The organism is Achromobacter sp. UMC46, from assembly GCF_014170335.1.
GTDB lineage: Bacteria > Pseudomonadota > Gammaproteobacteria > Burkholderiales > Burkholderiaceae_B > Achromobacter.
This window is the reverse complement of sequence record NZ_LZZS01000036.1, coordinates 265436-282516: the sequence shown is the minus strand read 5'-3', so window position 1 is coordinate 282516 and position 17081 is coordinate 265436. Positions and strand designations below refer to the sequence as shown.

The window sequence follows — 17081 nt, the reverse complement described above, 5'->3', positions numbered from 1 at the left end:
CCGGAGTTTACTTCACGCCGGGCGAACCCCCGGCGTTACAATCGTCAGGCACCCAACGCCCCCTCCCGCCATGTCAGCAGAATCCGCAGCAGCAGCCAACCCCGCTCCGCCCTCCACCCCGGACGCGCTGCGGGCGGCGCGCATGATCCCCTTCATCGTGGGCTGTGCCCTGTTCATGCAGATGCTGGACGCCACCGTCGTGGCCACCGCCCTGCCGGCCATGGCCCGCGCCCTGGGATCCACGCCCGTACGGCTGAACGTGGCCATCACGTCCTACCTGTTGTCCGTGGCCGTCTTCGTGCCCGTCAGCGGCTGGGCGGCCGACCGCTACGGCGCCCGGCGGGTGTTCGTGGCCGCCATCGGCCTGTTCACCCTCAGTTCCGTCGCCTGCGCACTCTCGCAGGACCTGCCCCAGTTGGTCGTCGCCCGGATCATCCAGGGGATGGCGGGCGCGATGATGGTGCCGGTGGGCCGGATCATTCTGCTGCGCACCGTGCCCAAGCAGGACTTGCTGAAGGCCATGTCCTTCCTGTCCATCCCCGCGCTGCTGGGGCCGGTGATCGGCCCGCCGCTGGGCGGCTTCATGGTCACCTACATGTCCTGGCACTGGATTTTCCTGATCAACATCCCGATCGGCATCCTCGGGATCGCGCTGGTGCTGCGCTATGTGGCCGAAATCAAGGAAGAGACGGCGCCGCGCCTGGACTGGCTGGGCTTTCTGCTCAGCGCCGTCTGCCTGGCCGCGCTGGTCAGCGGCTTCGAGGCCATCGGCCGCGACGTCATGCCGCTGCCGATGCTGCTGGGCATGATCGCCGTGGGCGCCGCCTGCGGCCTGCTGTACGCCTGGCACGCCCGGCGCGTCGAACACCCCATCATCGACCTGTCGCTGATGCGCATCCCCACGTTCGCCATTTCCACCTTAGGCGGCAACCTGTGCCGGTTCGCCGTGGGCGCGACGCCGTTCCTGCTGGCCATGCTGCTGCAGGTGGGTTTCGGCCTGTCGCCGTTTTCGGCCGGCCTGATCACGTTCGCCAGCGCCGCGGGCGCGCTGCTGATGAAGTTCGTGGCCACGCCCATCGTCCGGCACTTCGGCTTCCGCCGCGTGCTGACCGTGAACGCGCTGCTGACCGGCGTGTTCATCATGGTCTGCGCCACCTTCACCCCAGCCACGCCGGTCTGGCTGATGATCGCCATCCTGCTGGTCGGCGGCTTCTTCCGGTCGTTGCAGTTCACCGGGGTAAATACGCTAACCTACGCAGATATCCCCCCGGCCAAGATGAGCCGCGCCAGCAGTTTCGCCGCGATGGCGCAGCAGTTGGGCATCAGTCTGGGCGTGGGAGTGGCCGCAGTCACGCTGAATGTCAGCATGTCCTTGCGCGGCGCCGAGACGCTTGCGGTCAGCGATGTCGTCGCCGGCTTCATCGTCATCGGCCTGATGTGCATGGCCTCGACCTTCTCCTTTAGACGCCTTGAGCCGCAGGCCGGGGCACACCTGAACGGCGCCAAACAAAGTGACGACGAATGAATTTGTCCTAGCCCTGGACCAGGGCACGACCAGCTCCCGGGCCATCGTATTCGACCGAGAGGGCGTGGTGCGCGGCGTTGGCCAGCGTGAATTCCGCCAGCATTATCCCCGTCCGGGCTGGGTCGAGCACGACGCCTCCGAGATCTGGCACACCCAGTTGGACGTGGCGCGCGAAGCGCTGCGCAACGCCGCCGCGACCGCGGCCGACGTGGCCGCCATCGGCATCACCAACCAGCGCGAGACCACGCTGATCTGGGAACGCGCCACCGGCCGCCCGCTGGCCCGCGCGATCGTCTGGCAAGACCGGCGCACCGCGCCGATGTGCGACCAGTTGCGCCGCGACGGCCATGCCGAGTTCCTGCAATCGCGGACCGGCCTGGTGCTGGACGCCTATTTCTCGGGCACCAAGCTGGCCTGGCTGCTGGACCACGTGCCGGGCGCGCGCCAGATGGCCGACCGCGGCGAGCTGGCGTTCGGCACCATCGACACCTGGCTTATCTGGCAACTGACCGGCGGTGCCGTGCACAGCACCGACCCCAGCAACGCGTCGCGCACGATGCTGTTCGACCTGCACACGCAAGACTGGAACGACGAGATCCTGGCGCTGCTGAAGATCCCCCGCAGCGTGCTGCCGCAAATCGCGCCCAGCAGCGCGGTCGTGGGTAACGCGCTGCCGGAGTGGCTGGGCGGTTCCATCCCGATCGCGGGCGTGGCCGGCGACCAGCAGGCCGCCACTTTCGGCCAGGCCTGCTTCACGCCGGGCATGGCGAAGAACACCTACGGCACCGGCTGCTTCATGCTGATGAACGTGGGCGACAAGCCCGTGCAGTCGAAGAACCATCTGCTGTCGACGGTGGGCTGGGGCCTGCCCCGGGCCGGCAACGACAGCTGGACACCCACATACATGCTGGAAGGCGGCGTGTTCGTGGCCGGCGCGGCGGTGCAATGGCTGCGCGACGGCTTGGGGCTGATCCAGCGCTCGGAAGAAGTCGAGTCGCTGGCGGCCAGCGTGTCGGACACGGACGACGTCTTCATGGTGCCGGCCTTCGCCGGCCTGGGCGCGCCGCACTGGGACCCCTACGCCCGCGGCACGCTGGTCGGTCTGACCCGCGGCACCACCCGCGCCCACATCGCCCGCGCGACGCTGGAATCGATCGCGCTGCAAAGCGCCGAACTCCTGACTTGCATGAACGGCGACAGCGGCATCGCGCTGACTGAACTCCGCGTAGACGGCGGCGCCGCCCGCAACGACCTGCTGATGCAGATGCAGGCTGACCTGCTGGGCGTACCGGTCGTGCGGCCTAGAGTGTCGGAGTCGACGGCATTGGGAGCGGCGGGATTGGCCGGACTGGCAGTGGGATTCTGGTCCGGGCTGGATGAGTTTGCTTCGAAGTGGCAGGCGGAACGAACGTTCGAGCCGGGATGGCCGGAATCGGTGCGGGAGGCTCGAATGGGGAGGTGGAGGCAGGCGGTGGAATTGTCTAAAGGGTGGGCGGCTGGGGCTTCTGCCAAGTAGGTAGGTTGCAGCTCTTCGTTGGTCGCGCTTTGGAGCTTTGTGGGACGCCCGTCACCGGGGTCGGGTGGGTGGCACGCAACTTACTGACGAGATTTGCGGGGCCCGCCGAATGCGGCCGCGCGGGCGGCGCGCGATCGGCTTACGCGTCGTTGATGCGTCGGAGCGATCGTCGCTTGCGCGTGGGTGACGAATCGTTTGCGAATGGTCCCGCAGTCATTTGGGGGAGGTGGAGCGACGGGCGGCGCGCGGCAGATAGCTGCTTGCTCGGCCAGACCTGTGCGCGCGCCACCCGTCTAAAAGGGAGGCCGGTGATGAGATCCGGCGACGTCTTTCCTCTGACAACCACGCCAACAACCCTCAAGCCGCCCGCACCCCAATCGCCACGACCCTCGCACTAAACTCCCGCAACAACGCCTCCCGCTTCACCGCCGCCCGCTCCATCGCCGCCTCTTTAACATGTCCGTACCCCCTGATCTCCTCCGGCAACCCCGCTAACATCACCGCCTTCTCCAAATTCCCGCGATTCAATTTCGACAGAATCGCGGACAACGTCTCCCGGTACTCTCGGATCAGTTCGCGCTCCGCGCGCCTTTCCGCCGTATAGCCGAACACATCCAACCGCGTCCCCCGCAACCGCCGCATCTTCGCCAGCACGGCAAACACTTTCAGCATGCCGGGACCGTAGCTGCGCTTGATCAGATGGCCCTGCTTGTCGCGGCGGGCGAACAGCGGCGGGGCCAGGTGGAAGCGCAGCTTCCAGTCGCCTTCGAACTGCGCGCCGACCTTCTTCACGAACTCGCCGTCCGAATACAGGCGCGCCACTTCGTACTCGTCCTTGTACGCCATCAGCTTGAAATAGTTGCGCGCCACGGCCATCGCCAGGCGGCTCGTGCCGGTGGCTTCCTGTTCCGCGCGGGCCACCTTGTCCACCAGGTCCGTGTACTGCTTCGCGTAGGCCGCGTTCTGGTATTGCGTCAGGAACGCTTTGCGCACCGCCACCGTCTGCGCCAGTTCGCCGGCGGGTTTCTTCAGTTCGGTGACCGGAGCGGCGGCGCGCGGGCGCTTGATCTCGATGATGTCTTCGGGCGGCGCGATCGGCATGCCGCCGTTGGCCAGCACGCGCGCCACGTCGGCCATGTCGTGCGCGGCGCGGCGGCCCCAGGCGAAAGCGGCCTGGTTGGCGGGGACTTGCTGGCCGTTCAGCTCGATCGCCCGCAGCAGCGCCTCTTGCGACAGCGGGATCCAGCCCTTCTGGTAGGCGTAGCCCATCATCAGGGGATTGGCGTAGATCGCGTCGCCCAGCAGCACGACCGCCATCGCGGCCGCGTCCACCATGTGCAGGTTCTCCTTGCCGCAGGCGGCTTGCAGGTCGGCGGTCAGGTTGGCGCTGGGCAGCGTCCAGTCGGGGTTGGAGACGAAGGCGGCGGTCGGCGCGTTGTCGCGGTTCAGTAGCGCGCGGGTGCGTCCCGGGCGCAGGCGCGCCATGCTGTCCGCGCTGGTGGCCACCACCAGGTCGCCCGCCAGCAGCAGGTCGGCCTCGCCCATGGCGACGCGCGTATTCATCAGGTGGTCGGGCGACTGCGCCAGCACCACGTGCGAATACACGGCGCCGCCCTTTTGCGCCAGGCCGGCCATGTCCAGCACCGAACAGCCCTTGCCTTCCAGATGCGCCGCCATGCCCAGTAATTGGCCGATGGTGACCACGCCCGTGCCGCCGACGCCGGCGATGAAGACGCCGTACGGCTGGTCCAGCACAGCCGCGCGCGGCGCAGGCACGCCTTCGTCGATGACGCCTTCTTGCGACAGCGCCTTGGGCTTTCTCAGCCTGCCGCCCTCCACCGTCACGAAGCTGGGGCAGAAGCCCTTCAGACAGGAGAAATCCTTGTTGCAGCTGGACTGGTTGATCGTGCGCTTGCGGCCGAATTCGGTTTCCAGCGGCTCGACCGACAGGCAATGGGACTTCTGCGAACAGTCGCCGCAGCCTTCGCAGACGCGTTCGTTGATGACGACGCGGCGCGCCGGGTCGGGATAGGCGTTGCGCTTGCGGCGCCGGCGCTTTTCGGTGGCGCAGGTCTGGTCGTAAATCAGCACCGACACGCCTGGATGCTCGCGCATGTCGCGCATCACCGCGTCCAGCTCGTCGCGGTGCATCACCGGCACGCCGGGCGCAAGGTCCGAGACGTCTTTGTACTTGTCGGGGTCGTCCGTGACGACGACGATCTTGTCGATGCCTTCGGCCGACATCTGGCGGCTGATCATCGGGACGCTGATCGGGCCGTCGACGGGTTGGCCGCCCGTCATGGCGACGGCGTCGTTGAACAGGATCTTGTAGGTGATCGGCACCTTGGCCGCCACCGCCGCGCGGATGGCCAGCAGGCCGGAGTGGAAGTAGGTGCCGTCGCCCAGATTGGCGAACACGTGCTTTTCCTCGGTGAACGGGGCCTGGCCCACCCAGGGCACGCCTTCGCCGCCCATCTGCGTGTAGACCTCGGTGTTGCGGTCCATCCACCGCACCATGTAGTGGCAGCCGATGCCGGCCATGCCGCGCGACCCGTCCGGCACACGGGTCGAGGTATTGTGCGGGCAGCCCGAACAGAACCAGGGCTTGCGCTCTTCGACGATGCGCGGGCGCGCCAGGACCTGTTCGCGGCCGCTGATGAAATCCAGCCGGGCGAGGATGCCGGCGCGCACGTCCTCGGGCAATTCAAAGCGCAGCAGGCGCGCCGCGATCGCTTTCGCGACCATCGCCGGCGAAAACTCGTAGGCCGCGGGCAGCAGCCAATTGCCTTGCGGCACGGACCATTCGCCGCCGTCCTTGTCGTCGAACTTGCCGGCCACGCGCGGGATCTTCTTGCCGCTGCCGATCCAGCTGAACAGTTCTTCCTTCAACTGGTATTCCAGCACCTGGCGCTTTTCCTCGACGACCAGAATCTCGTCCAGGCCTTCGGCGAACTGCTGCATGCCGGTGGACTCCAGCGGCCAGACCATGCCCACCTTGAACAGGCGCAGGCCAATGCGCTGGCAGACGGCTTCGGTCAGCCCCAGGTCGGACAGCGCCTGGCGCGTGTCCAGATAGGCCTTGCCGGAGGTCATGATGCCGAAGCGCGCGTCGCGCGGGGGAACGTGCCAGAGCTCGCGGTTGAGCTTGTTGGCGCGGGCGTAAGCCAACGCGGCGTACAGCTTGTAGTCCAGTAGCCGGGCCTCTTGCTGCAGCGGTGTGTCGGGCACGCGGATGTTCAAGCCGTCGGCCGGCATCAGGAAGTCTTCGGGCAGCTGGATGCGCACGCGGTGCGGGTCCACATCCACCGACGCCGACACTTCCACGATGTCGGTGATGCACTTCATGCCCACCCACACGCCGGCATAGCGGCTCATGGCCCAGCCGTGCAGGCCGAAATCCAGCACTTCCTGGACGCTGGCCGGAAACAGCGCCGGGATCATACAGGCCTTCAGGATGTGGTCGCTTTGATGCGGCAGCGTCGAGGACTTGGCCGGATGGTCGTCGCCCGCCACCACCAGCACGCCGCCGTGGCGCGAGGTGCCCGCCGCGTTGGCGTGCTTGAAGACGTCGCCGCAGCGGTCCACGCCCGGCCCCTTGCCGTACCACATGCCGAAGACGCCGTCGTACTTCGCGCCCGGGAACAGGTTGACCTGCTGCGACCCCCAGACGGCGGTTGCGGCCAGGTCTTCGTTGATGCCCGGCTGGAACTCGACGTGGTGGGCCTTCAGATACTTGGCCGCCTTCCACATGTTCTGGTCCACGCCGCCCAGCGGCGAGCCGCGATAGCCGGAGACGAAACCTGCCGTGTTCAGCCCTGCCCGCGCATCCCGCACGCGCTGCATCATGGGCAGGCGGACCAGGGCGTGGATGCCGCTCATCCACGCCCGGCCGGATTCAAGGGTGTATTTGTCGTCCAGCTGGACGGATTCCAGCGCGGCGCGCAAGGCGGGCGGCAACGGGGCATTCATGTCTCGACTCCAAGATCCTGGATGCCCCCACCAGCTTCGCGTCCGGCGCCATGCGCGACCGCGGGCCAACAAGGGCCGTGAAAGTGAAGTGATGGCGCTTTCGCGCTCTAGGTCCATCAGTTGTAACCGGTCGCCCCGACCCCGGCAAGAGGGCGATGCGATAATCTGCGGCATGGAATTCGCCCCTCGTATCGTCGCCTGGCAGCGCCAGCATGGCCGGCATGACCTGCCCTGGCAAAACACGCGTGACCCGTATCGGATCTGGCTGTCCGAGATCATGCTGCAGCAGACGCAAGTGGCCACCGTGATCCCCTATTACGACCGCTTCCTGCAGCGCTTCCCTGACGTGGCCGCGCTGGCCGCCGCCGCGCAGGAAGACGTGATGCCGTACTGGGCCGGCCTGGGCTACTACGCCCGCGCCCGCAACCTGCACCGCTGCGCGCAGGAGATCGTGCGCGATTGGAACGGCCGCTTTCCGCCCACCGCAGAAGCCATCGCCACCCTGCCCGGCATCGGCCGGTCCACGGCGGCAGCGATTGCGGCGTTCGCCTATGGCGAACGTTCGCCCATCCTGGACGGCAACGTCAAGCGCGTATTCACCCGCCACTTCGGCATCGCCGGCGATCCGTCCAAACGGGACGTCGAGACGCGGCTATGGGCGCTGGCCGATGCGCAGGTCGAGGCCGCCCCCGGCCTGGACATGGCCGCCTATACGCAAGGGCAGATGGATTTGGGCGCCACGCTGTGCACGCGCGGCAAGCCGGCTTGCGACAAGTGCCCGGTGGCCGGCAGCTGCGTCGCCCGCCGCGAAGGCCGGCAGGCCGAACTGCCCACGCCGAAAGTACGCAAAGCGATACCGGAGCGCGAGACCTGTATGTTGGTGCTGCAGCACCAAGGGGCGTTCCTGCTACAGCAGCGGCCGGAACCCGGCATCTGGGGCGGGCTGTGGAGCCTTCCCGAGTTCGATGTGGCCGGCGACCCCGACGCCGCCTCCCGCGCGCTGGGCCTGGAGCCCGAACAACGCTTCGAGCTTGCCGCCTTCGCCCACACGTTCACGCACTACCGCCTGCACATCCGGCCGTGGCTCGTGCCCGTGCGCGCGGCCAGCCTGCGCGAATCGGCGCTGCCCGAACGTTGGGTGCATGCCGACAAGCTGGGCGCGATGGCCCTGCCGGCGCCCGTGAAGAAGCTGTTGCAAGGGCTGGTGGACGCCGGCATGCAGGACAGCCTGTTCAGTTCGTCATGCGCGGCAGGTTCGCCGCCTTGATGGCGCGGCCCATCTGTTCGTAGGTCGTGCCGACCATCTTCGCGTAGTCCTGCCCCGACATCCACACGGGGTCCACGCCCAGTTGCTTGTAGGTCTGCTGCAAGCGATCCGAAGCCACGGCCGTCTTGGCCGATTGCTCCAGACGGGCGCGCACGGCATCCGGCGTGCCCTTGGGCACCGCCAGCCCCAGCCACGAATCGATCTCCACGTCGTAGCCGGCTTCCTTCAGCGTGGGCACATCGGGGAATTCCGGCCAGCGGATCGGGCTGGCCGAAGCCAGCAGGCGCAAGCGGCCAGCCTGGATGTAGCTCGTGACATCCGACGGGTTCTGGACGATGGCGTCGACCTGTTTGCTCAGCAGTGCCGACACGGTTTCGCTGCCCGACTTGTACGACACCTGCTCGAACTTCGCGCCCGTGACCCGGCCCAGGTCGAACATGGCCAGGTTGTTGGGCGCGGACGGCGCGCCGAAGAAGATGCCGGGGCCTTGCTTGCCGGCCGCGACCAGATCGGCCACGCTCTTGTACGGCGAATCCGCGCGCACCACGACCCCGTAGCGGTAGCGGCCGTAAGCGGCCACGAAATCGAAATCGCGGGCGGCGTAGGGGATGGCCATCAGGTGCGGCATGATGGCGATGGACGACAGCGTCACCACGCCCACGTTGTAGCCGTCGGCCTGCTGCTTGGCCACGTAGGCCGGGCCGATGGTGCCCAGCGCGCCGGGGCGGTTGAACACCACGACGGCGCGGCCCAGGTCCGCCTCCATCGCGCGGGCCAGCTCACGGCTGGCGACGTCCGTGTTGCCGCCGGCGCCGTAGTTCACCGTCAGCGTCACCTCCTTGTCGGGCCACGCCAGTGCGGGGGTGGTCGTGACGCTTATCGCGGCGGCGGCCAGCGCCGCCAGCATCGATGCTGCTTTCATGTTTGTCTCCTTGTGGTTTTTTTTAGGGGCGGCATGCTCAGGGCATGTAGAAGCCGCCATTGATATCGAGGATGGCCCCGTTGATGAAGCCCGCCTCTTCCGCGGCCAGGAACACCATCGCCGCCGCCACTTCTTCGGGCGTTCCCAGGCGGCGCACGGGAATCTGCGCCGCGTAGTCCTCGTTCACCGACGGCGCGGCCTGCTGCGCCATTTCGGTCAGGATGCGCCCCGGCGTGATGGCGTTGGCCGTGATGCCGTGCGGACCCATTTCGGCGGCGATGGCGCGGGTCAGCCCCAGCACGCCGGCCTTGGACGCCATGTAGCTGCCGCCCGCCACCAGCGACTTGGCGCGGCCCGCCAGCGAAGACACGTTGACGATGCGCCCCCATCCCTGCTCGCGCATGCCCGGCAGCACCATCTGGCACAGGCGCAGGATGGACGTCAGGTTGACCTGCAGCACCGATTCCCATTCCGCGGGCGTGATGTCCAGGATGCCGGCGGAATTTCCGTCCGCCTGCTTGGGCGAGATGCCCGCGTTGTTCATCAGCACCGACACCGGCCCCCATTGCGCGCGCGCGCTGTCCACCACGGCTTGCATGGCCGCATAGTCGGTGACGTCGGCGCGTTCGGTGCGCAATTGCGCAGAGGCGCCGCCCAGGTGCTGCGGGTCCACGCCCTCGCGGCTGACGGCCAGCACGCGGTAGCCCTTGGCCAGCAGCAGGCGGGCGACCTCCAGGCCGATGCCGCGGCCCGCGCCGGTCACCAGCGCGACTTTGCTCGGATCCTGTTTCATGCCGGGTCCGCCGTGAAGAAGGTGATGGGGGGGAACGCGTTTTCGTCGCACATGACTTCGACGAGCGTCGTCAGTTCGGCGTTGCGCGCGTCGCGCAGCGCGGCGGCCAGATCCGCCGGCGCCTCCACGCGCACGCCCAGGCAACCCGCCGCGCGGGCCACTGCCGCATGGTCCACGGGGTGGAAGTGGACGGCCGACGTATGCGCGCCGAATTTCACGTTCTCGGCATGCTTCTGGAAGCCCAGGATGCCGTTGTTGATGACGACCAGCGTCACCTTGATGCCCATGCGGCGCGCGGTCTCCAGTTCCGACCACACATGGCCGAAGCCGCCGTCTCCCACCACGCAGACCACGTGCGCCTCGGGGCGCGCCACCTTGGCGCCCATGGCCATGGGGAAGCCCCAGCCCAGGCCAGCCAGCCCGCGTGGCGTCAGAAAGCGCATCCCGGGGGCCAGCGACGTCAGGTAGTTGGCGATCCAGATCGAGGAATAGCTGGCGTCGGCGACCACGATGGTGTTTTCGTCCACGTCATGGCGGATTTCCTCCAGCAGGCGTTCGGGGCGGATCGGCTGCTGGTCCGACAGGCGGGCGGCGCGCGACGCCTCCCAGGACGATGCCTTGCCCGATTCGATGGCGGCTTCCAGGGCCGCGCGGCGTGCCTGCGCGGCGGACAGGTCGCGGCTGGCCAGCTCGCGTTCCAACGCCAGCAGCGTTTCGCGCGCGTCGCCCGCCAGGCGCAGCGCTTCGTAGTTGCGGCCGATTTCGGCGCCGTCGACATCGATGTGGATGTAGCGGGCGTTCTTGGGATACAGCTTCCAGGAATCCGTGGCGTTCTGGTTGGTGCGCGTGCCCACCAGCAGGACGACGTCGGCATCGGCGATCAGCGGGCGCAGATCGCGGCTGGCGCCGTTGGGACCCATGAAGTAGCCAACCACGCCAAGCGACAACGGATGCCGTTCATCCGTGGCGCCCTTGCCCATGACCGTGGTGCCCACCGGCAGGTGGGCCGCTTCCTGCAAGGCGGCCAGCGCCTGACTGGCGCCCGAGACATGCACGCCGCCGCCGGCCACCACCACGGGCCGTTGCGCGCCGGCCAGCAGGTCTGCCGCAGCCTTCACCGCAGCGCTTGCGGCCACGCTGCGGTCCAACGGGAAATGCCCCAGGCTGGCGTGCCGTTGCGAAGCCGCGGCGGCCTCGTTCAGCAAATCCGCCGGCAGCATCAAGGCCACGGGACCCGGACGGCCCGAGCACGCGATGGCGAAGGCCTGGTCCACATAGTCTTCGACCCGCGACGCCTCGGTGACCCGGCGTACCCACTTGGTGCAGGACGCGAACAGGCCAAGGTGGTCGAATTCCTGGAACGCGTTCTTGTCGGTCTGGTCGCGGTTGACGTCCTGGACCAGCGCGATGACGGGGATCGACACCTTCAACGCTTCAGCCAGCGGCGGCACCAGCAGCGTGGCCGCCGGCCCGTTCTGCGCAGTCACGATGGCGGGCTTGCCGGTGATGCGCGCATAGGCGTCCGCCATGTAGCCGCCGGCGTTCTCGCTGCGGTAGGCCACCTGGGTCAGGCCCAGTTCCTCGCAGGCCAGGTGCAGCATGCTGGGCAGGCTCTGGCCGAACACATGGGTCACGCCATGGCGTATCAACGCCTTGGCGATCAGGTGCGCCACGGTGCCGTGGTTGTTCAGGCCGGGTGCGTTCAAGGGATGCAGCGTCGACATCTTGTCTCCTGTTTATATTTTATAAAATATAGATTAGAGATTTGCGGCCGGTCAATTATTTTATTTTTTATAAAATGTAAAGAAAGAGGGACGTAGACGGTAGAATCGCGCTACGCGGGCCGCTCCCACCAGGGCATGACGCCGCCCGGCCGACCAGGAATACAGGATGACCATCAATTTGGCGCCGATGCAGCGGGAAAACATGACCGCCCGCATCTACCGCGAAATCAAGCAGAAGATCATGATGGGCGAGCTGCGCCCGGGCGACACCATCACGCTGCGCTCGATCACCGACACGCTGGGCGTCAGCCAGACGCCTGTGCGCGAAGCGCTACTGCAACTGGTGTCTGAACGCGCCTTGGCGCTCAGCCCCGGCAAATCAGTCAAAGTGCCCGAACTGACGGTGGCGCAGTTGGAGGAATTGCGCAGCATCCGGCTGGAACTCGAATGCTTCGCGGCGCGGCGCGCGGCCCCGCTTGCCACCCCCGCGCTGATCGCCGAACTGCGCGCCATCCACGCCAGCCTGATGGCAAGCCGCCAGCAGCAGTTGATGGCGCCGGTGCTGGCCCGCAATTTCGACTTCCACTTCGCGTTGTACTCCGCCGCGCAGATGCCTCACCTGTTGTCGATGATCGAAAACCTGTGGGTGCAGACGGCGTCCTACCTGTCCTATCTGTACACCCCGCCGTTCCCCACCCTGCCTGGCGCGCATCCGCACGAAGGCGTCATCGCCGGGCTGCAGGCTGGCGACACCGAAGCCGTGGTGCGCGAAATCCGCCGCGATATCGAAGGCCACGGCGAATTCCTGATCCGCTACCTGACCGAGCACGGGCTGGCGAAGTAGCCCGTGCGCTGCGGCTCAGTCCGCTTCCTGCGCCGTCCCGCTCAGCAGCATCACCAGTTTCAGGTCCGGGTGGGTCGCCAGCCGGAACGTGATCTGCTGGAACGCCAGCTTGCCGTTCCGGGGATGCTGGAATTCACGCAGGCCGCCCTCGCGCTCCACCACCGCATGCCGCGTCCACCAATGGGCGAACACCGGACTCTGGCGGCTTAGCGTATCCAGCAATCCCAGCACCGCCGGTTCGTCCAGGTGGGCGCCGGCGTCCGCACGGAATTCCGCCACGACGCGGCGCGCGCGCTGGTCCCAGTCCACCACCAGTTCGCGCGCGGCCGGGTCCATGAAAATGTAGCGAAGCAGGTTCGGCTCGGGGTCGCGGGTGGGCCAATCGTCGAACAGCTCGCGCAGCGGCTCGTTGTAGGCCAGCACGTTCCAGGCGCGGTCCAGCACGTAGGCCGGCGCGCCGATCGCGTTCACGCATTCCTGCAGCGGGCCGGGCGCCGCGCCCGCGTCGTCGCGGGCATGCTGCGGATCGGCGCAGTCGGCCAGGTCGAACAGGTAGGCCCGTTCGGCGCGCGCCAATTGCAGCACGCCGGCGATGCGCGACCAGACCGAGGGCGACACCGAGACTTCCCGCCCCTGCTCGATCCAGGTGTACCAGGTGACGCTGATGCCGCACAGCTGCGCGACCTCTTCGCGCCGCAGCCCAGGCGTGCGGCGGCGCATGCCTTCAGGCAGTCCGGCCATCTGGGGCGTGATGCGGGAACGGGCGCTGCGGACGAATTCGCCCAGCGCCTGCCGGCGCAACGGGGATCCGTCGTGATGGGCGGCACTGCCAAGGGGGGAAGTAGTCATACCAGGATAAGCAATGGGCTTGTACGTGTATACGGGCCCGCCTATCTTAGCGCCTGCACCGGTTGCTCCGCACCCGCCCACCCAAGGATAGCCATGACCGCCAGTACCCACGACGCCGCCGTCGACCGCCAATTCAGCCCCCGCGCCACCGCCTACCTGACCAGCGCCGTTCACGCCCAGGGCGAAGACCTGCTGCAGATGGCCGGCATTGCCCGCCAGCACCCCGATGCGCGCGTGCTGGACCTGGGTTGCGGCGGCGGCCACGTCAGCTTCCATGTCGCACCCGAAGCCAGGCGCGTCACGGCGTACGACCTGTCGCAGCCGATGCTGGACGTGGTGGCGGCTGAAGCCGCCAAGCGCGGCCTGACCAATCTGGCGACCTGTCAGGGCAAGGCCGAATACCTGCCGTTCGACGACGGCGAATTCGACCTGGTGATGTCGCGCTATTCCACCCACCATTGGCAGGACGCCGGACGCGGCCTGCGCGAAGCCTTCCGCGTGCTCAAGCCCGGCGGCATCGCGGTGTTCGCCGACGTGGTGTCGCCGGGCGAACCGCTGCTGGATACCTGGCTGCAGACCATCGAGGTGCTGCGCGACACGTCCCACGTGCGGGACTACTCGGTGGCCGAATGGACGCGCATGCTGACCGAAGCCGGCTTCACGCTGCAAGGGCTGTCGCCGCGGCGCCTGCCGCTGGAATTCCAGACCTGGGTCACGCGCATGCGCACCCCCGACACGCTGGTGGCGGCATTGCGCCACCTGTTCAGCATCGCGCCGGACGTGGTGCGCGCCCACTTCGACGTGCAGGAAGACGGCTCCTTCACCAGCGACACGGCGACGATCGTGGTGAAGAAGCCGGGCTAAGCCCTCGCGCTGAAATGCCGGGCGGATCCGGCTGCCCGGATCAGCGGGCCCCGGACGGCGACAGCGCCGCCAGCGCGCCCGCCACCCCCAGGCTGCGCAACGATTGCGCCGCCTGCGCCACGGCCCGCACGAAGCGCGGGTCCTGGCCCAAGTCCCCGAACACCGGAACCAACCCCGTCAAGGCTTCAGTCCAGGCCAGCATCGCCGCCGGCCCCGCGCCGGCGCGCGCCGCTGCCTGTTCCAACGCGGCTTCCGCCAAGGCTAGCTCGCGCGCCAGCACCGCGGCCATCGGGTCCTGGATCTCGTAGCGGCGTCCCGCCTGATCGACGCCGCGCAGGCAATGCAGCCACGCCGCCACGGCCAGCGCCAGGCCGGGAATGGGCAGATCCGCCGCCAGCCGCGCGCGCACCGTATCCAGCAGACGCTGCGGCAGCTTCTGCGAACCGTCCATCGCGATCTGCCGGGTCTGGTGCTTCAGCGCCGGGTTCTCGTACCGCGCCAGCAAGCGCGCCTGATACTGCGCCAGGTCCAGCCCGGGCAAGGGCGGCAGGGTCGGCATGATCTCGTCCCGCAGCAGCACGGCCAGATAGGCCTTCAACGCCGGCTGCGCCATCGCCTGGTCCACCGTGGCCCAGCCGGCCATCACCGACAGATAGGCCAGCGCCGAATGCGCGCCGTTCACCGTGCGCAGCTTCAGCGTTTCAAAGGGCGCGGCTTCGGCCACGAAGCGTGCGCCGCCTGCGGTCCAGTCGGGCCTGCCGGCGGCGAAGCGGTCTTCCACCACCCATTCCAGATAGGGTTCGGCCAGCACCGGCCACGCGTCATCCACGCCCAGCGTATCGGAAATGTCGCGCCGGTCGTCGTCGGTGGTGCGGGGCACGATGCGGTCCACCATCGAACATGGAAACGCGCAGGATGATGCGATCCAGTCCGCCAATGCGCGGTCGACCTGCCCGGCGAACGCCAACACCAGGCCGCGCAACAGATGGCCGTTGGCGGGCAGGTTGTCCAGCGACATCAAGGTGACGGGTCCGCGCCCCGCCGCCCGCCGCTGTTGCAGCCCCCACGCCAGATATCCGATGGCGCTGCGCGGCGCCAAGGGCTGCCCCAGGTCGTGCACGATGTCGGGATGGTCCAGGTTCAACCGGCCGCTGGCCGGCTCGTGGCAATAGCCTTTCTCGGTCACCGTGACGCTGACGATGCGCGTGTCGGCGTGCGCGATGCGCGCCAGCACCGCCTGCGGGTCTTCCGGCGCGACCAGGGTCTCCAGCAGGCAGCCGATCACCGCCACCTGCTGGCGCGGCTTGCCCTCAGCGTCGGCGCTGCGCAAGGCCAAGGCATACAGCCCGCCTTGCGGCGCCAGCGCGTCGCGCGTATCGGCCTGGCGCAGCGACACGCCGCAAATGCCCCAGCCGTGGTCCGCGCCCGCATGCAGCGCGGCCTCGTTGACGGCCGCCAGGTGGGCGCGCGCGAACGCGCCCAGGCCCAGATGGACGATGCCCGCGCGCAGGCCGTCCCGGTCATAGCCGGGCCGCGCCACCGCTTGCGGCAGCGCGGGCAAGCGTCGCGGCGACAAACGCGCCGCGCCGGCGGCTACCAATTCCATAGCGTCCCGTCCTGCTGCAAGCGGTTGACGGGCAGATAGGCGCGTTTGTACGGATACCTGGCCGCCAGTTTCTCGTCGATGTCGACGCCGTGGCCGGGCACGTCGCCGGGATACAGCATGCCCTGGTCGAACGTGTACGCATGCGGGAAGACCGCATCCGTCTCGTCCGTGTGGCGCATGTATTCCTGGATGCCGAAGTTGGGCACCCACAGGTCGAAGTGCAGCGCCGCGCCCATGCAGACGGGCGACAGGTCGGTGGCGCCATGGCACCCCGTGCGCACCTGATACAGCGAGGCCAGGTCCGCGATGCGGCGCAGGTGCGTGATGCCGCCCGCGTGCACCACGGTCGTCCGGATGAAGTCGATCAACTGGTTCTGCACCAGGTCCTTGCAGTCCCAGATGGAATTGAAGATCTCGCCCACGGCAAGCGGCGTGGTGGTGTGCTGGCGGATCAGCCGGAACGCTTCCTGGTTCTCGGCCGGCGTCGCGTCCTCCATCCAGAACAGGTTGCAGGGTTCCAGCGACTTGCCCAGGCGACCGGCCTCGATCGGCGTCAGGCGGTGGTGCACGTCATGCAGCAGGTGGTGGTCGAAGCCCAGCTTCTCGCGGATGCGCTCGAACAGCTGCGGCGTGTGGCGCAGGTACTTTTCGGTGGACCAGTCGTGCTCGCTGGGCAGGTCGGCGTCGGCAGGTTCGTAGAACAGGTTGCCGCGGCCCACGCCGTAGACCTTATCCAGCCCCGGCACGCCGCTTTGCGCGCGGATGGCGCGGTATCCCATGTCGGCATAGCGCAGCACTTCGTCCACGGTGTGCTCGATGTCCGAGCCGTTGGCGTGGCCGTAGACCATCACGCCGCTGCGGCTCTTGCCGCCCAACAATTGATACAGCGGCAGGCCGGCCGCCTTGGCCTTCAGGTCCCACAGCGCCGTGTCGACCGCGGCGATGGCCGTCATGGTGACCGGCCCCCGGCGCCAGTAGGCGCCCTTGTACAGGTACTGCCAGATGTCTTCGATCTGGTGCGCGTCGCGCCCGATCAGGCAGGGGATGACGTGCTCGGTCAGATACGCCGACACGGCCAGTTCGCGCCCGTTCAGGGTGGCGTCGCCGATGCCGGTCAGGCCCTGGTCGGTCTCGATTTTCAGGGTCACGAAATTGCGGCCGGGCGAACAAACAATCACGCGTGCGTTCTTAATTTTCATCAT

12 protein-coding genes are annotated in these 17081 nt (G+C 67.9%); 5 read left to right on the top strand and 7 right to left on the bottom strand.

The window, feature by feature from the left end; translation table 11 throughout:
- Positions 1 to 70: 70 nt before the first annotated feature.
- A complete protein-coding gene (locus A9973_RS26655; protein ID WP_183016621.1) occupies positions 71 to 1525 on the top strand; it encodes a DHA2 family efflux MFS transporter permease subunit in 1455 nt (484 codons plus the stop codon).
- Positions 1512 to 3041 (top strand): glycerol kinase GlpK, encoded by a 1530-nt coding sequence (glpK, locus tag A9973_RS26650; RefSeq protein WP_183016620.1) that lies wholly within the window; start codon positions 1512 to 1514, stop codon positions 3039 to 3041. The genes A9973_RS26655 and glpK overlap by 14 nt, the downstream gene beginning before the upstream one ends.
- Positions 3042 to 3398: 357 nt before the next feature.
- Here glpK and A9973_RS26645 read toward each other — a convergent pair whose 3' ends face one another.
- On the bottom strand, positions 3399 to 7010 hold the full coding sequence (locus A9973_RS26645) for an indolepyruvate ferredoxin oxidoreductase family protein (RefSeq protein WP_183016619.1): 3612 nt from the start codon (positions 7008 to 7010) through the stop codon (positions 3399 to 3401).
- Between the two features lie 172 nt (positions 7011 to 7182).
- On the opposite strand from A9973_RS26645, the gene mutY reads away from it, so the two are divergent.
- Positions 7183 to 8277 (top strand): A/G-specific adenine glycosylase, encoded by a 1095-nt coding sequence (gene mutY, locus A9973_RS26640; RefSeq protein ID WP_183016618.1) that lies wholly within the window; start codon positions 7183 to 7185, stop codon positions 8275 to 8277.
- On the opposite strand, the gene A9973_RS26635 is transcribed toward mutY, so the two are convergent.
- The 3 genes from A9973_RS26635 to A9973_RS26625 are packed head-to-tail and all read right to left on the bottom strand — an operon-like array spanning position 8243 to position 11716.
- Entirely contained in the window at positions 8243 to 9199 is a 957-nt protein-coding gene (locus A9973_RS26635) for a tripartite tricarboxylate transporter substrate binding protein (RefSeq protein ID WP_183016617.1), read from the bottom strand. The two genes, mutY and A9973_RS26635, sit on opposite strands and share 35 nt — an antisense overlap.
- Positions 9200 to 9236: 37 nt before the next feature.
- Entirely contained in the window at positions 9237 to 9992 is a 756-nt protein-coding gene (locus A9973_RS26630) for a 3-oxoacyl-ACP reductase (protein WP_183016616.1), read from the bottom strand.
- Positions 9989 to 11716: an acetolactate synthase catalytic subunit gene (locus A9973_RS26625; RefSeq protein ID WP_183016615.1), complete on the bottom strand. Its 1728-nt coding sequence runs from the start codon at positions 11714 to 11716 to the stop codon at positions 9989 to 9991. The genes A9973_RS26630 and A9973_RS26625 overlap by 4 nt, the downstream gene beginning before the upstream one ends.
- 166 nt (positions 11717 to 11882) lie before the next feature.
- Here A9973_RS26625 and A9973_RS26620 point away from each other — a divergent pair, with 166 nt between their 5' ends.
- Entirely contained in the window at positions 11883 to 12560 is a 678-nt protein-coding gene (locus A9973_RS26620; protein ID WP_183016614.1) for a GntR family transcriptional regulator, read from the top strand.
- 15 nt (positions 12561 to 12575) lie between these two features.
- Here A9973_RS26620 and A9973_RS26615 read toward each other — a convergent pair whose 3' ends face one another.
- Positions 12576 to 13409: a helix-turn-helix transcriptional regulator gene (locus A9973_RS26615; protein WP_183016613.1), complete on the bottom strand. Its 834-nt coding sequence runs from the start codon at positions 13407 to 13409 to the stop codon at positions 12576 to 12578.
- Between the two features lie 93 nt (positions 13410 to 13502).
- Between A9973_RS26615 and A9973_RS26610 the strand changes: the two genes are divergently transcribed.
- Positions 13503 to 14273 carry a class I SAM-dependent methyltransferase gene (locus tag A9973_RS26610; protein ID WP_183016612.1) on the top strand — a complete coding sequence of 257 codons (771 nt, stop codon included), beginning with the start codon at positions 13503 to 13505 and terminating at the stop codon, positions 14271 to 14273.
- A 40-nt stretch (positions 14274 to 14313) separates the two neighbouring features.
- On the opposite strand, the gene A9973_RS26605 is transcribed toward A9973_RS26610, so the two are convergent.
- Positions 14314 to 15879: a mannitol dehydrogenase family protein gene (locus A9973_RS26605; protein ID WP_183016611.1), complete on the bottom strand. Its 1566-nt coding sequence runs from the start codon at positions 15877 to 15879 to the stop codon at positions 14314 to 14316.
- On the bottom strand, positions 15867 to 17078 hold the full coding sequence (manD, locus tag A9973_RS26600) for a D-mannonate dehydratase ManD (protein ID WP_183016610.1): 1212 nt from the start codon (positions 17076 to 17078) through the stop codon (positions 15867 to 15869). The genes A9973_RS26605 and manD overlap by 13 nt, the downstream gene beginning before the upstream one ends.
- Between the last annotated feature and the right edge of the window lie 3 nt (positions 17079 to 17081).

Bases quoted from the DNA above. Each gene is read 5' to 3' on its own strand.
- A9973_RS26655 (WP_183016621.1), top strand. From the start codon at position 71: ATGTCAGCAGAATCCGCAGCAGCAGCCAACCCCGCTCCGCCCTCCACC.
- A9973_RS26645 (WP_183016619.1), bottom strand. From the start codon at position 7,010: ATGAATGCCCCGTTGCCGCCCGCCTTGCGCGCCGCGCTGGAATCCGTC.
- mutY (WP_183016618.1), top strand. From the start codon at position 7,183: ATGGAATTCGCCCCTCGTATCGTCGCCTGGCAGCGCCAGCATGGCCGG.
- A9973_RS26635 (WP_183016617.1), bottom strand. From the start codon at position 9,199: ATGAAAGCAGCATCGATGCTGGCGGCGCTGGCCGCCGCCGCGATAAGC.
- A9973_RS26630 (WP_183016616.1), bottom strand. From the start codon at position 9,992: ATGAAACAGGATCCGAGCAAAGTCGCGCTGGTGACCGGCGCGGGCCGC.
- A9973_RS26625 (WP_183016615.1), bottom strand. From the start codon at position 11,716: ATGTCGACGCTGCATCCCTTGAACGCACCCGGCCTGAACAACCACGGC.
- A9973_RS26620 (WP_183016614.1), top strand. From the start codon at position 11,883: ATGACCATCAATTTGGCGCCGATGCAGCGGGAAAACATGACCGCCCGC.
- A9973_RS26615 (WP_183016613.1), bottom strand. From the start codon at position 13,409: ATGACTACTTCCCCCCTTGGCAGTGCCGCCCATCACGACGGATCCCCG.
- A9973_RS26610 (WP_183016612.1), top strand. From the start codon at position 13,503: ATGACCGCCAGTACCCACGACGCCGCCGTCGACCGCCAATTCAGCCCC.
- A9973_RS26605 (WP_183016611.1), bottom strand. From the start codon at position 15,879: ATGGAATTGGTAGCCGCCGGCGCGGCGCGTTTGTCGCCGCGACGCTTG.
- manD (WP_183016610.1), bottom strand. From the start codon at position 17,078: ATGAAAATTAAGAACGCACGCGTGATTGTTTGTTCGCCCGGCCGCAAT.